The 13,744-nt window shown below is 61.9% G+C and carries 14 protein-coding genes; 4 read left to right on the forward strand and 10 right to left on the reverse strand.

Features of this window, described 5'->3' with window-relative positions; genetic code table 11:
- Positions 1-94: 94 nt before the first annotated feature.
- Together P3C29_RS12925 and P3C29_RS12930 are read left to right on the forward strand one after the other, a co-directional pair.
- Positions 95-1,282: a cyanate transporter gene (locus P3C29_RS12925; RefSeq protein WP_169387330.1), complete on the forward strand. Its 1,188-nt coding sequence runs from the start codon at positions 95-97 to the stop codon at positions 1,280-1,282.
- Between the two features lie 137 nt (positions 1,283-1,419).
- Positions 1,420-2,355, forward strand: a complete 936-nt coding sequence (locus tag P3C29_RS12930) for a LysR family transcriptional regulator (RefSeq protein WP_275964658.1) — start codon at positions 1,420-1,422, stop codon at positions 2,353-2,355.
- Between the two features lie 10 nt (positions 2,356-2,365).
- Here the strand turns inward: P3C29_RS12930 and P3C29_RS12935 are convergent, their stop codons facing one another.
- The 9 genes from P3C29_RS12935 to P3C29_RS12975 form a co-directional block, all read right to left on the reverse strand.
- Positions 2,366-2,728: a 5-carboxymethyl-2-hydroxymuconate Delta-isomerase gene (locus P3C29_RS12935; protein ID WP_010176553.1), complete on the reverse strand. Its 363-nt coding sequence runs from the start codon at positions 2,726-2,728 to the stop codon at positions 2,366-2,368.
- A 70-nt stretch (positions 2,729-2,798) separates the two neighbouring features.
- Positions 2,799-3,986, reverse strand: coding sequence for a low temperature requirement protein A (locus P3C29_RS12940; RefSeq protein ID WP_010176554.1), 1,188 nt, complete (start codon positions 3,984-3,986; stop codon positions 2,799-2,801).
- Between the two features lie 26 nt (positions 3,987-4,012).
- Complete coding sequence (locus P3C29_RS12945; RefSeq protein ID WP_201122043.1) at positions 4,013-4,948, reverse strand: LysR substrate-binding domain-containing protein; 936 nt, start codon at positions 4,946-4,948, stop codon at positions 4,013-4,015.
- Positions 4,949-5,209: 261 nt separating this feature from the next.
- Positions 5,210-6,535 (reverse strand): MFS transporter, encoded by a 1,326-nt coding sequence (locus P3C29_RS12950; protein WP_201122042.1) that lies wholly within the window; start codon positions 6,533-6,535, stop codon positions 5,210-5,212.
- A gap of 59 nt (positions 6,536-6,594) precedes the next feature.
- Positions 6,595-7,917 carry an MFS transporter gene (locus P3C29_RS12955; RefSeq protein WP_201122040.1) on the reverse strand — a complete coding sequence of 441 codons (1,323 nt, stop codon included), beginning with the start codon at positions 7,915-7,917 and terminating at the stop codon, positions 6,595-6,597.
- 74 nt (positions 7,918-7,991) lie between these two features.
- Positions 7,992-8,870 carry an SMP-30/gluconolactonase/LRE family protein gene (locus P3C29_RS12960; protein ID WP_275964659.1) on the reverse strand — a complete coding sequence of 293 codons (879 nt, stop codon included), beginning with the start codon at positions 8,868-8,870 and terminating at the stop codon, positions 7,992-7,994.
- 69 nt (positions 8,871-8,939) lie between these two features.
- Positions 8,940-9,872, reverse strand: coding sequence for a 3-keto-5-aminohexanoate cleavage protein (locus P3C29_RS12965; RefSeq protein ID WP_010176558.1), 933 nt, complete (start codon positions 9,870-9,872; stop codon positions 8,940-8,942).
- Between the two features lie 81 nt (positions 9,873-9,953).
- Positions 9,954-10,742 (reverse strand): SDR family oxidoreductase, encoded by a 789-nt coding sequence (locus tag P3C29_RS12970; RefSeq protein WP_275964660.1) that lies wholly within the window; start codon positions 10,740-10,742, stop codon positions 9,954-9,956.
- The gene (locus P3C29_RS12975) at positions 10,739-11,461 is read right to left on the reverse strand and encodes a GntR family transcriptional regulator (protein ID WP_003211913.1); all 723 of its coding nucleotides are present in this window, start codon (positions 11,459-11,461) and stop codon (positions 10,739-10,741) included. Before P3C29_RS12975 ends, P3C29_RS12970 begins: the two co-directional genes overlap by 4 nt.
- Before the next feature lie 134 nt (positions 11,462-11,595).
- Between P3C29_RS12975 and P3C29_RS12980 the strand changes: the two genes are divergently transcribed.
- Positions 11,596-11,985, forward strand: a complete 390-nt coding sequence (locus P3C29_RS12980) for a VOC family protein (RefSeq protein ID WP_275964661.1) — start codon at positions 11,596-11,598, stop codon at positions 11,983-11,985.
- A 116-nt stretch (positions 11,986-12,101) separates the two neighbouring features.
- On the opposite strand, the gene P3C29_RS12985 is transcribed toward P3C29_RS12980, so the two are convergent.
- Positions 12,102-12,248, reverse strand: a complete 147-nt coding sequence (locus P3C29_RS12985) for a hypothetical protein (RefSeq protein ID WP_275964662.1) — start codon at positions 12,246-12,248, stop codon at positions 12,102-12,104.
- Between the two features lie 198 nt (positions 12,249-12,446).
- Here P3C29_RS12985 and P3C29_RS12990 point away from each other — a divergent pair, with 198 nt between their 5' ends.
- Entirely contained in the window at positions 12,447-13,739 is a 1,293-nt protein-coding gene (locus tag P3C29_RS12990) for an MFS transporter (RefSeq protein ID WP_010176562.1), read from the forward strand.
- Positions 13,740-13,744: the final 5 nt, after the last annotated feature.

A 13,744-nucleotide genomic window follows, 5' to 3' on the forward strand; every position in this document is an offset into this window, starting at 1 on the left:
GCACGCATTTTTTCAATAGTCCCAACGACTTTCTCATTTGCCCGCCTCCCCCACGCCCGGCCTAATACTGCGCTTATCAGTTCAAGGCCTGCCCATGGAAAACGTCCGCGCAAAACCCGCCACCGCCGTTTGGCTGATGATCAGTGTGGTGCTGGTCGCCCTCAACCTGCGCCCGTCGATGGCCGCCGTCGGTCCATTGCTGTCCTCGATTCGCGGGGACGTGGCCCTGAGTTTCAGCACCGCCTCCCTACTGACCATGCTGCCAGTCATGGCCATGGGCCTGGCGATGTTTTTCGGCATGGGCGTGGCCAAGCGCTTCGGCGAGCATCGCAGTATTGTGCTGTCGCTGGTGGTGATCGGCCTGGCCACGGTGTCACGGCTGTTTCTCGATTCGGCGGTTGAGCTGATCCTCAGCGCCATCGCCGCCGGCCTAGGGATCGCGATGATCCAGGCGCTGATGCCCGCGCTGATCAAATCCCGCTTCAGCGATAACGTTTCACTGTTTATGGGCCTGTACGTCACCGCGATCATGGGCGGTGCGGCCCTTGCCGCTTCGTTCTCGCCGTTTATCCAGGTGCGCACCGGCAGTTGGCGCATCGGCCTGGCAATCTGGGCGGTGCTGGCAGTATTGGCGCTGGTGTTCTGGTACGCCCAACGCTCGGTGTTGCCGCCGCTGCCCCAAGCCGGCGCGGGCCCGCAGGCGTCATTTTTCGGCAATCGCCGGGCCTGGTTGCTGGCGATCTTTTTCGGTCTCGGCACCGCGTCCTACACCTGCGTGCTGGCCTGGCTGGCGCCGTACTACGTGGAGCTGGGCTGGAGTGAACAGAATGCCGGCCTGTTGCTGGGCTTTTTGACCGCCATGGAAGTGGTCTCCGGCCTGGTCACCCCGGCCATCGCCAACCGCCGCCAGGACAAGCGCGGTGTGGTCGCGGTGTTGCTGGTGCTGATCATCGCCGGCTTCTGCGGCCTGATCCTCAGCCCGCAACACCTGAGCCTGCTGTGGCCCTGCCTGCTGGGCCTGGGCATTGGCGGGTTGTTTCCGATGAGCCTGATCCTGTCCCTGGACCATCTGGACAACCCGCGCCGCGCCGGCGGCCTGACCGCCTTTGTGCAGGGCATCGGTTACCTGATCGCCGGTTTGTCGCCGCTGATCGCCGGGATGATCCGCGACCAACTGGGCAGCTTCGAATGGGCCTGGTGGTCACTGACGGCCGTGGTGGTGGTGATGCTGCTGATCGTGCTGCGCTTCGACCCCCGGCATTACGCGCGGCATATTCGCTGAGGTCGTGTTGTAAACATTATTTGTCCCACCTCAAACATAGAAAGGTCCGACAGCGCTTTCTATTGGCACGAACGTTCCGTTAACATTTTGTATTGTCTTGTACCGAACTCGGTACAAACGATTTGCGGACGGAACGGATGCTAAACAGCAACTTGCTTAGAAAGCTCGATATGCAGGACCTGATGGTGTTTATCGCTGTTTATGACCAAAGCAGCGTCACCGAGGTCTCCGAAACCCTGTTCGTCAGCCAGTCCACCGTCAGCTACAGCCTCAAGAAGCTGCGCACCAGCTTCGAAGATGAGCTGTTTATCAACACCCGGGCGGGCATGCGTCCTACGTACAAAGCCACCACCATGTACGACCATGTGCAGAAAATCCTCGAAAGCATCAACCTCTGCCACGCCGGCAGCCACGCCTTCGACCCCACCCGGAAGGCCGTGACCTTCAATGTCTGCGCCCCGGAATACTTCGAACAGTTGGTCCTGCCGCGCCTGCTGAAAACCTTCGACCACGCCGACCTGCCGGTGATCGTCAATGTGCAGAAGCTGGAAACCGAGATCCCGGCCGACGCCTTGCGCGACGGTCGCCTGGACCTGGTGATCTGCTTCGGCCCGCACTTTCATCGCGAGCACAAAGACATCAAGACCCAGATGCTGCTGGAGGACGACCTGGTGTGCGTCTTCGACAAACACTCGGCGCCCCGGGAACCGGCGTTCAGCCTGCAATCCTTCGTCGCCCGGCGTCACGTATTCCCCACGCCGTGGAGCTCCGACACCAACATGATCGACGGCTGGCTGGCGCGCCAGTCCCACCAGCGCCAGGTGATCGCCCGGGCCAACAGCTACAGCGCGGCGCTGAAGATGATCACCGGCACCGACTTTATCGTCACCCTGCCCCGTCGGGTGCAGAAGCAACTGGCGGACAACCGCGTGTTCGGCCATTGCGAAGCACCGAACGGTTTGCCGGGGTTTACCCTGGACATGCAGTGGAATGAACACAGCGAGCAGGACAGCGCCAACACGTGGTTCCGGGAGCAGGTGGTGAAGGTGTGTGCGGATCAGGGGTTGCTGTAACCCCTGCCCATCAGCCGATGGTGACTTTGCTGTAGGACTCGCGGTCCATGTCTACCAGCAAAACACTGAGTTGAACCTGCAAATCCGCAGGCCAATCGCCCAAATCCTGCAACGCCGCCAACAGGCTTTCCGACAATTGCTTCTTGACCTGCGGCGATCGCCCGCTGAGCAGCGACAGCTTCACGGCGATAAACGCACGCGGGCTCAAGGACGTGCCGACCTGGAACGTCTCCACCTTGACCGCGCGACTCTTGATATCAAACTCGGAACCGAACTGCCCGGACGCCATCAGCACGTTGTTCAGCCGCAACAGGGTTTTCTCTACCGCCAGCTCAGTCAGGTTGGCGGTGTATTCCAGATGCAGATGCGGCATGAAAAGCTCCGAGTTGTTGTAGGAAAAGAGTCATACATATAGCACGGTGCCGGGCGAAATCAGACCGCTTTCAATGTGAAACTTCGGTCAGGCCGCGCAGCGAGCGATTTTCCCAAATCGCCACCACCACCAACACGGCTGACGTCAGCGCTCCCAGCACCAGCGCCGAAAACACCTGCTGCAATCCCAGCGGCAACAACACCAGCAACAGCAGCAACCCACCCAGGTGCGAAAACGGCGGCAAGGGCCGGTCGCTCATCACCCATTTGAACAACGCACTGCCCAGCAGGAACAACCACGGGCCGGCAATGATCGCCACCACGCCGGCCTGGCTGGCGTGCCCCGGGTGCACCAGCACCAGTTCATCGGCCACTGCACTGACAATGATCCCGGCCACGATCAACACGTGCAGGTAGGTGTAGGCAATGCGCGCCTGACGTCCCGGGTCGGCGGAGCTGGCGATGCGGTGGTGGGCGCGCTCGGCGCCGCTGTCGAAATAGATCCACCACAGGGCGATGCTGCCCACCACCGCCACCAGGAACGCCGCCAGCCCATCCATGCTCCAGGGCAGTTCGGCAAAGGTAGCGCCGGTCACCAGCAACGACTCGCCCAGGGCGATGATCACAAACAGGCCGCAGCGTTCGGCCATGTGGTTGCCTTCCACATTCCAGTCCGAAAGTGTCGAGGGCCCAAGCCCCGGTACCCAGAAATACACCGACGGGGAAATCAGCTCGATCAACAGCGCCAGGGCCCAGAAGGCCAAACGCTGCTCGCCCTCAAGCAGCGCGCCGGTGATCCAGAACACCCCGGAAAACAGCATCCACGCCAGGATGCGCTGGAAGTTTCGGGTCATGTTCAGCGATTCGCCGCGCACCGCCCACAAGGCAAACAGCGTGCGTCCCACTTGCATGAACACATAGGCGCCCGCGAACAGCAGGCCGCGATCGGTAAACGCCTTGGGGATCGAAGACGACAGCAGCAAGCCCGCCACCATCAAGCCGAACAGGCCGATGCGGATCGGGATTTTTTCCGGGTCCAGCCAGTTGGTGACCCACGAGGTGAAGATCCACACCCACCACACCGCCACCATCATCAGCGCCACCTGCACCGCACCGCCGATGGACAAGTGCGCGAGCAGCGAATGGGACAATTGGGTCACGGCAAACACGAACACCAGGTCGAAAAACAGCTCGACCATGCCAACCTTGCCGCTGTCATGACTGCCGCGCCCACGCAGCAAGGAACGGGATGGGGTCATGGGTGGATCTCCCTGAAGGTGTTATCTCAAGATTTTGGCGCTACCACCGCCAGCATGTCCCGCTCGCTCATGAACGCCTCCAGCCGCGAGCGCATCCAGCGTTCCGCCGGGTCGGTGTCGACGTGGCTGAGCCAGACCATGGACAAATCCAGGGTCGGGGTTTCGAACGGAAACGGCTCACAGAACAGATTTCCCCCGGCGGCCATGGCCTGGGCAGTGTAGTCCGGCAGGCTGGCGATCATGTCGGTGCCGGCGAGCAACGCCGGCAGCGCGCTGTATTGCGGCACCGAGAGCACCACGTGACGCTTGCGACCGATTTCCGCCAGCCATTCATCCGCAAACCCGGACACGTTGGCCGTGTGGGACACCAGCACATGGGGCCGTGCGCAATATTCGTCGAGGGTCAGGGGTTTGTCCGAGGCGTCCGCCCGCAACAGGCAAGGGCGGATATGCCGCAATAATTTGCGCTTGGCATTCGCCGGCAGGCCACGGGTCTGGGTGATGCCGACGGTGATATCGCCGGAGGCCAGCAGGTCCGGGATACGCCAGTAGTCCACGTGCTGCACCACGAACACCACCATCGGCGCTTCCTGGCGCAAGGCCCGCAGCAATGGCGGCAGCAGGCCGAACTCGACGTCATCGGACAGGCCGATGCGGAAGGTCATGGTGCTGATGGACGGGTCGAAATCGTGGGTCAGGCTCAGGGCCGACGACAATGAATCGAGGGCCGGCGACAGGTGCTTGATGATCTCTTCGGCCCGCGCGGTCGGTTCCATGCGATGGCCGACGCGGATGAACAGCGGGTCATTGAACAACGTGCGCAGGCGGTTGAGGGCCGAACTGATGGTGGGTTGGCCGAGAAACAGCTTCTCGGCCACCCGGGTCACATTGCGTTCGAGCATCAAGGTTTCAAAGACCACCATCAGGTTGATGTCGGCCTTGCGTAATTCATTGCGATTCATCGGCGCTCGCCCCACTGCCCTGGATAGGGGGCAGTTTAGAAACACCCGGGGCCCTGCGTCTATGCGCACACTGTTCAACGCGGGCCTTTGAGACTATAAAACAGCTTCCGAGGCTTTCGAGAACACCATCGTGCTGGTCATTTCTGTCTTGAGCGTCCTGGTCGCCGGGATTTTGCTCTGGGCCATCAAATTCGTCGCTCATCCCACCGCCAGGACACTGTTGCGGGTATTTGTCGGTTTATGCCTGGCGGCAGTCGTGGCTTATCTGGTGCTGGCTTCGGGATTTCCCACTTCATTGCTGGTGTGATCGGGCTCCTGCCCCTGGCGCAAACGCAAGGCGGCCAAGGCGGCCACCACCAGCACCACCGCAATTACTTTCAAGCCGTTCGTGGCATTGCCGGTGCTCATCTCGATCGCGCCCATCACCGACGGCCCGACAAACCCGCCGAGCAACCCGCAGGCATTGACGAAGCCCAGCCCGCCCGCCAGCGCCACGCCCTTGAGGCGTGAAGCGGGGTACAGAAAGATGATCGACTGCACCACAAAGAACATCACCGCCGACACACAGAAGCCCAACAGGCTGAACACCGGCCCCGACACCGAGGCAATGCCCAACCCCGCCGCCATGGTCAGCAAACCAGTGATCAACAGCCGCCGGGCACGGGTGGGGGTGGTCGCAAAACGCGGCAGCAGCACGGCGCCTGCCGCTGCGGCAATCCACGGCAATGAGGTCAGCAGGCCGACGCTCATGGTGCTCAGTTCGCCATATTTGCTGATGATGCTCGGCAGGAAAAAGATCACGGTGTAGATGGTGATCTGATGGCAAAAATACACAAAGATCGCCAGCAGGATTTGCGGCGTCAGCCAGTTTTTCAGGGAATGCCCGCCCTCGCCTGCGCCCTCTTCGGTCTCCATCGCGATGCGCTGTTCAATCCCGCGCGCCTCTTCGGCCGAGAGCCAGGGTGCCTTGCTCGGACGGTCCGGCAACTTGCACCACACCACCCAGGCAAACGCGACCGCCGGCAAGCCTTCGAGCAGGAACATCCACTGCCAGCCGTGCCAGCCGAGGATCCCGTCCATGCGCATCAACGCCGCGCCCACCGGGCCGCCGATGATGTTGGCAAAACACACGCCGAGCAGAAAATACCCGGTGGCCCGCGCCCGTTGCTCGCGGTTGAACCAGTAGGTGAGGTACAGCATCACCCCGGGAAACAGGCCGGCTTCGGCAATGCCCAGCAGCAGGCGCAGGACATAGAACGAGGTCTCGCCCTGGACGAACGCCATGGCCGCCGAAATCAGGCCCCAGGTCACCATGATCCGGGCGATCCAGAACCGCGCGCCGACCTTGTGCATGATCAGGTTGCTGGGGATTTCCGACAGCGCATAGGTCAGGAAAAACAACCCGGCGCCCAGGCCGTACGCGGCGGCGGAAATTCCCAGGTCCACGTCCAGGTGATGCTTGGCCAGGGCAATGTTGGTGCGGTCCAGAAAGCTCAGCACGTAGGCGATGATCAGCAAGGGCATCAGCTTGACGAACATCAGTTTGTTCAACTCCCGTGGCTCACGGGCAGGGTTGGCAGTCTTCATCGGGCAAGTCCTCTTGGCGCCCCGCCAGCACCCTGGCTGGGGGACGCATCGGTGTTGTTCTAGGGTTCGAGTTGCACAACCAGCGCCGGCGGGCGGTGGGAAAACAGTTGCAGCAGCGCCCCGCCCAGGGCACAGCCGGCCATCACGAAGAAGCACACCGTGTAGCCGTGCAAGGTGGTCCAGCCGCCGCCCATGGCAATCAGGCTGCCCATCAGCACCGGCGCCAGGCCGCCGCCGATGAACATCGCGGTGGTGATGATGCCGTTGGCGGTGGAGGTCGCCGACGGCTCGGCCGAGTCGCAGGCCACCGCGTAGTAGATCGGCCACACCGCGTTGGCCACCAGGCCGAACAGCAGTTGCACGACGATGATCAGGGTCAGGGTGTTGGCGAAGTAGAACGCCCCGACACTGGCGGCCATCCACACCCCGCAGATGATCAGGGTGACGCGCCGGCCAATGATGTCCGACAGCGACGGCCACACCAGTTGCCCGAGAATCCCGGTCAGGGTGAACACCACGCTCATGCCCGCCGACTCCGCCAGGGACAGCCCGGCGATGTTGTACAGGTACGCCGGCAGCACGATGTTGACGCCCATGTACACCACCTGGGTCAGCATCGTATTACCCGCCGTGAGGGCGATATTGCGGTTGCGCAAGGTGGCGATAAAGGTGCGCCAGGCGTGGCCTTTTACCTGGCTGGCCGGTGCGTTGTCCGGTGGGGTCATGCCCTTGGCGGCGATGTCGACGTAGAGCGCGGTGATACGTTCGGCGGTGGAATACCGCGCCCAGAAAATCATCAGCGGCAAGGCCACGACAAACGCGAAGAAGAACACGTAGCGCCAGTTGTCTTCACCAAAAGTGCTGATGACAAAACTGGCGACGATGCCACTGAGCATGGCGCCAATCGGGTAACCCGTATGGTGCGCGCCCAGGGCAAAACCACGGCGCTCCACCGGCCACCATTCGGCGGTGTTGCTCACGCCCACCGGCTCACCCCAGCCTGCACCGAGGTTGACGCCCACCCGCAGCGCAATAAAGGTCGCGAGGTTGCCGCTCAGGGCCTTGAACCCGGAGAGAAACGAAATCGCGGTGTAACCCAGCACCAGCGGCACCTGGAACCGCGCACGTTTCCAGCCTCCGCCGTAGCGGTCGCTCCACATGGAGCCAGGAATATCCAGCAAGGCCAGGGCGAGCATGATCACCGTGGCCATGGTGCCCCACTGATCAGCCGACAAATCGAAATGCTTGGAGATGGTCGGCCCCAGGCGCAGCACGATCTCACGGTCGTAGGCGTTGAGGATCCAGATCATCCAGCACACCAGCAACGACACCCAGGAGTGCCGGTGAATGCTGCGCAGCGAGGCTTTTTTTAAGGTTGCCATGGGTTTCTCCAGGCGCGCGAGGGCGCGCACTGACACAAGGTTGCGGAAGGAATATGCCTTGTTGAAAAAACGCGCTAGCTGGCGAACCGTCGCTCGGCTATTCCTTGCACGCCCAGCCCGGTGATCGCAAAAAGCGCCCCGCGCTGCTGACCGTCGGCCGGGAAACGCGGCAACGGCGGCTTGGCCATGGAGGTCACGAACAGGGTGTCCAGGTTCGGCCCGCCGAAAGTCAGGCTGGTGACTTTTTTCACCGGCATCTGGATGATCCGGTCGACCTGGCCATCCGGTGTGTAGCGCACCAGTTTTCCGGCGTAGACCAGCGCCTGCCACAGGCAGCCTTCGGCATCCACGGTGCAGCCGTCGGCGGCGCCACCGCCGGAGGTGTCGACCTTGGCAAACGTGCGTCGATGACTCACGGCGCCGGTCGCCAGGTCGTAGTCATAGGCCCAGATCTCGCCGGACCAGGTGTCGCAAAAATAGAATGTGTCGCCCGACGGGCTCCAGCACGGGCCGTTGGACACGATGATGCCTTCGTCCAGGGTGTGCAGGCTCAGGTCTGCGTCCAGGCGGTAGAGTTTGGCGCTGGCGCTGTCTTCCCGGGTGTCCATGGAGCCGAAGACAAAGCGTCCCTGGCGGTCGACCTTGCCGTCGTTGAGGCGGTTGTTGGGCAGCGCGGGTTCCGGGTCGATCACCTGCGCCAGTTCGCCGCTGCCGAGGTCGAGGATGTGCACGCCGTTTTGCAGAGCGACGATGGCCTCATCGCCGCTATGGCGCAGGGCCATGGAGCCGATTTTCTGGCCCACGTCCCAGGCACGCAGCTCGCGACCGTCATCGGTGCAGCGCAGGATCCGGCCGTCGGCGCTGTCGATCCAGTACAACCGTTGTTGCAGGGCGTCCCACACCGGGCCTTCGCCCAGGGTGGTCTTCACGTCGACAAGCACTTCGATACGCATGGTGTTATCCCCTTTTTTGTTGTTGTGCGGGATGGGCATGGCCGCGCCGTGACGCGGCCGGTTTAGCACTTAGAAGTTGACCTGGTCGCGCCCCTTGAGCCCGAGGATTTCTCGCGCTTCATCCGGCGTGGCAACCCGGTGCCCGAGGGCTTCGATCACCGTGCGAATGCGCCGTACCTGGTCGGCGTTGGACGCGGCCAGTTTGCCCGGGCCATCCCACAGCGAATCCTCCAGGCCGACCCGGGCGTTGCTGCCCATGGACAGCCCCATGGTTGCCAACGGAATTTGCCCACGGCCGGCGCCGAGGATTGACCACACGTAGTCGTCACCAAACAGCCGGTCGGCGGTGCGACGCATATGCGCCAGGTCTTCCGGGTGGCCGCCGATGCCGCCGCGCAAACCGAAAACCGACTGGATAAACAGCGGCGGCTTGAGCAGGCCGCGTTCCAGGAAATGGGCGGCGGTGTACAGGTGCCCGATGTCGTAGCACTCGATTTCGAAACGGGTGCGGTTCTCGGCGCAGGAATTGAGGATGTGGGTAATGTCGCGGAAGGTGTTGCGAAAGATCCGGTCGTCGCTTTCTTCCAGGTACGGACGCTCCCAGTCGTGCTTGAACTCGGTGAAGCGGTTGAGCATTTCGTACAGGCCGAAGTTCATCGAACCCATGTTCAACGAGGCCAGTTCCGGCTTGAACTGCATCACCGGTTGCAGGCGCTCTTCAACGCCCATGGTCGGTGCGCCGCCGGTGGTGATATTGATCACCACGTCGCTGGCGGCTTTGATTTGCGGCAGGAATTCGGCGAACAGCGCGGGGTCCTGGCTGGGACGGCCATCGATGGGATCGCGGGCATGCAGGTGAACAATCGCGGCGCCGGCTTCGGCAGCACCGATGGCAGCGTCGGCAATTTCCTGCGCGGTGATCGGCAAATGCGGCGACATCGACGGCGTATGGATGGCACCGGTGACGGCGCAGGTGATGATGACAGGACGATTTTTGGACATGACGATTCTCCGACTTTTATTCTTATGAAAAAAATCCCGGGTGCTGCGTGTGTGTTCTTCCTTGGCTAACGCTGGCGCGGCCTACAGGTACTCGACGTTGCCATCGACACTGATCGCCTGGCCGGTGACATTGCGGGCGGCGGGCGAGCAGAGAAACAAGGCCATGGCCGCGACGTCTTCGGCGGTGACCATGCGCTTGAGGGAGATCTTGTTGAGGTATTCCTGGCGCATCTCGGCTTCGGGCACGCCGACCTGTTCGGCACGGGCGCGAATCACACCGTCCATGCGTGGGCCTTCGACGATCCCAGGCAGCAAGGCGTTGACGCGGATGTCGCTTTCGCCCAGCTCCGAGGCCAGGGATTTCATCAAGCCGACGATGGCCCATTTGGTCGCGGCATACGGCGTGCGCCAGGCGTAGCCGAGACGCCCGGCGACCGAGGCGATATGCAGCAGATGGCCGTGGGACGATTCCTTGAGCATCGGCACCGCGTGATGGGCAAAGCGGTATTGCGCCGTCAGGTTGATGTTGATCGTGGCTTGCCACTCGGCATCGCTGATGGCATCGATACCGCCGGTGGGTCCGGCAATCCCGGCGTTGTTGACCAGCACATCCAGCCCGCCGAACTGCTCGCGCTGCACCTGGAACACCGCCTCGATCTGCGCGGCATCACTCACGTCGGCACGGGTGGCCACGCTGCCCGGGTACTTGTCGCGAAACGCCGCCAGGGCCGGTTCGCTGACATCACACACATGCACCTTGGCGCCCGCCTCCAGATAAGCCGCGGCCAACACTTCACCGATGCCGGCAGCCCCGCCGGAAATCAACACACGTAACCCAGGATAAGGCTGCAGCCGTTGTAGGACACTCATGCACGTTTACCTCCTGAAACAGACGACCGCGAGCGGTCGTTCTTGACGAGCAGACGCGCCAGGGAATCGGCGGCCTGCATGATGTCATCGGTCACGGCAGCGCGGGCGCCGGCGCCATCGCGGGCGGCCAGGGCTTCGACGATGCGCGTGTGCGCCTCCATCGAGCGCTGCAAGTGAGCTTTATCGGGAGCGACCAGGGCAAAACACGGGCCCATGTGCAGCCAGAAGTTTTCCACGGCAGCCATGGTCAATTCGGCCTGGGCGACGGCATAGATCCGACGGTGAAAGGCGAAGTTGGTCCACAGGTAGCGGGAAACGTCGACTTCGTCGGCGGCTTGTTGCATCTGTTGGCAGAGGTCGGAGATTTCGTCGAGGTCGGCTTTTTCCAGGAGCAGCACGGCCTTTTCCGCCAGCAAACCTTCCAGGGCGACCCGCGCATCGCGAATCTCGCGCAGGCGTTCGACCGTCATCATGCGTACCCGCAGACGGGAGGTTTCGGTGACTTCAAAGGCGTTTTCGGCGCTGAGGCGCTGGAGGGCTTCGCGCACCGGCATGGGGCTGGAGCCGAGGGCTTCGGCAAGGCCGCGGATGGTGAGTTTCTGGCCGGGCTGGAAACGACCACTCATCAGGGCTTCGCGGATCTGGCGATAGACCTGGTCTTGCAAGGTATCGCGGGACACCTGGCGCAAGGTGGGAAGGAGAAGCGGGCCATCTGTCATGAGTCAAAACCTGTGTTGTCGTTCTTATGACCCCAATATGTGATCACAAATCAAATATGTCAAATAGTTTCCTGTTGACCGTCCGTGCGACGCTGACTTTAATGACCCCTCTCTCAAGCAAGGACCGCTGAACCATGAAGTTTTCCTACACCATCGTCTACGTCCCGGACGTGTCCGCATCCCTGCAATTCTTCGAAAAAGCCTTCGGCTTCAGTCGCCGTTTCCTGCATGAATCGGGGACGTATGGTGAGTTGGATACGGGCGGTACCACCCTCTCCTTCGCGGCGCATGAGTTGGGTGAGATGAACTTCAAGGGCGGGCACGTAGAGGCGCATGCTTCACGTCAGCCGCTGGGGATGGAGCTGGGGTTTGTGACTGAAGATGTGCCAAAGGCCCATGCCAGAGCGCTGGCGGAGGGGGCGACAGAACTGGCAGCGCCGAGCACCAAGCCCTGGGGACAGGTGGTGGCATATGTGCGGTGCCCGGATGGCACGCTGGTGGAGTTGTGTACGCCGATTCAGTGAATCGTACTGTGGCGAGGGAGCTTGCTCCCGCTGGAGTGCGAAGCGCTCCCAAAAATCTTGGGGCTGCTTCGCAGCCCAACGGGAGCAAGCTCCCTCGCCACAGTGAAATGCACGCCTCAAGGCCTGAGCGGGCGCTCCTGATCGCGCTCCGACAGCTCCGTGCCATCGTCCGGATGCTTCCAGGTCTGCGGTTTTTCTTCCTCGCGAAGCTTCCTGGCCCGCTCCAGCTCCCACTCCTCGCGCTGCTTCTGCTCGTTACTCATACCCACCTCCCATCCGTAAGATTTGGACACACTGGGGAAGCATAGATGAGGGAGCGGTTTTGTGTGAGTCCGCCGATTGATAACCTCAGCGCATCAATGCATGTAAACAACTCACTTATCATTTCTAAATGTGTCAGCCACTATCCGCGGTCTTAAGCGAAACAAGCACTTTAAAAAGAACGCTGGAGACACAAAAAAATGCAAAACCCTTCACGGCCTGACTCTGCCCGCTCCAAAGTCGGCGCGGTCTTTCGCGTCACCTCCGGCAACTTTCTCGAACAGTTCGACTTCTTTCTGTTCGGCTTCTATGCCACCTATATCGCTGCCGCCTTCTTCCCTGCCGCCAATGAATTTGCGTCATTAATGATGACCTTCGCCGTGTTCGGCGCGGGCTTTCTGATGCGTCCACTGGGGGCCATCATCCTCGGTGCGTACATCGATGATGTGGGCCGTCGCAAAGGCTTGATCGTGACCCTGGCGATCATGGCCAGTGGCACCCTGCTGATCGTGCTGGTGCCGGGCTATCACACCATTGGTTTGTGGGCACCGCTGCTGGTGCTGATGGGCCGTCTGTTGCAAGGCTTCTCGGCCGGCGCAGAACTGGGTGGCGTGTCGGTGTACCTGGCCGAAATGGCCACCCCGGGCCGCAAGGGTTTCTATACCAGCTGGCAATCGGGCAGCCAGCAGATCTCCATCGTGGTCGCTGCCGCCCTGGGTTATGGCCTGAACCAATGGATGGAACCGGCCGTGGTTGCCGATTGGGGCTGGCGCATTCCGTTCGCCATCGGCTGCGTGATCATCCCGTTCATCTTCGTGCTGCGTCGTAACCTGCAGGAAACCGAAGAGTTCGCCAACCGCAAGCACCGCCCAACCATGCGCGAAGTGCTGGCCACGCTGGTGAAGAATTGGACCATCGTGATCGGCGGCATGATGATGGTGGCAATGACCACCACCGCGTTCTACCTGATCACCGTCTACGCGCCGACCTTCGGCAAAACCGTGCTCAACCTGACCACTTCCGACGCCCTGCTGGTGACCTTGCTGGTGGCCGTGTCGAACTTCATCTGGCTGCCCATCGGTGGCACCCTGAGTGACCGTTTTGGCCGCAAGCCCGTGCTGATCGCCATGACCACCCTGACCGTGCTTACCGCCTACCCGGCACTGTCCTACGTCGTAAATGCACCAAGCTTCGCCCACATGCTCGAAACCCTGCTGTGGTTCTCCTTCCTCTACGGCATGTACAACGGCGCCATGATCCCGGCCCTGACCGAAATCATGCCGGTGGAAGTGCGCGTGGCGGGCTTCTCCCTGGCCTACAGCCTGGCGACCGCGATCTTCGGTGGGTTTACTCCGGCGATTTCCACCTGGTTTATCCACGAGACGGGCGACAAGGCTTCGCCCGCCTACTGGCTGATGTTTGCCGCGCTGTGCGCCCTGTGCGCAACGTTCGCGCTGTATCGCCGTGCCAGTGCCCGCCTGCAAGTCGCCTGAGGAGC

The sequence above is a fragment of the Pseudomonas sp. 1912-s genome (assembly GCF_029269205.1).
In the GTDB taxonomy this organism is placed as follows: Bacteria; Pseudomonadota; Gammaproteobacteria; order Pseudomonadales; family Pseudomonadaceae; genus Aquipseudomonas.

Coding starts and splice junctions, on each gene's coding strand:
- P3C29_RS12955 (WP_201122040.1), bottom strand. CDS start 7,917: ATGGCAACCTTAAAAAAAGCCTCGCTGCGCAGCATTCACCGGCACTCC.
- P3C29_RS12945 (WP_201122043.1), bottom strand. CDS start 4,948: ATGAATCGCAATGAATTACGCAAGGCCGACATCAACCTGATGGTGGTC.
- P3C29_RS12950 (WP_201122042.1), bottom strand. CDS start 6,535: ATGAAGACTGCCAACCCTGCCCGTGAGCCACGGGAGTTGAACAAACTG.
- P3C29_RS12985 (WP_275964662.1), bottom strand. CDS start 12,248: ATGAGTAACGAGCAGAAGCAGCGCGAGGAGTGGGAGCTGGAGCGGGCC.
- P3C29_RS12940 (WP_010176554.1), bottom strand. CDS start 3,986: ATGACCCCATCCCGTTCCTTGCTGCGTGGGCGCGGCAGTCATGACAGC.
- P3C29_RS12965 (WP_010176558.1), bottom strand. CDS start 9,872: ATGTCCAAAAATCGTCCTGTCATCATCACCTGCGCCGTCACCGGTGCC.
- P3C29_RS12960 (WP_275964659.1), bottom strand. CDS start 8,870: ATGCGTATCGAAGTGCTTGTCGACGTGAAGACCACCCTGGGCGAAGGC.
- P3C29_RS12975 (WP_003211913.1), bottom strand. CDS start 11,461: ATGACAGATGGCCCGCTTCTCCTTCCCACCTTGCGCCAGGTGTCCCGC.
- P3C29_RS12970 (WP_275964660.1), bottom strand. CDS start 10,742: ATGAGTGTCCTACAACGGCTGCAGCCTTATCCTGGGTTACGTGTGTTG.
- P3C29_RS12935 (WP_010176553.1), bottom strand. CDS start 2,728: ATGCCGCATCTGCATCTGGAATACACCGCCAACCTGACTGAGCTGGCG.
- P3C29_RS12925 (WP_169387330.1), top strand. CDS start 95: ATGGAAAACGTCCGCGCAAAACCCGCCACCGCCGTTTGGCTGATGATC.
- P3C29_RS12980 (WP_275964661.1), top strand. CDS start 11,596: ATGAAGTTTTCCTACACCATCGTCTACGTCCCGGACGTGTCCGCATCC.
- P3C29_RS12990 (WP_010176562.1), top strand. CDS start 12,447: ATGCAAAACCCTTCACGGCCTGACTCTGCCCGCTCCAAAGTCGGCGCG.
- P3C29_RS12930 (WP_275964658.1), top strand. CDS start 1,420: ATGCTAAACAGCAACTTGCTTAGAAAGCTCGATATGCAGGACCTGATG.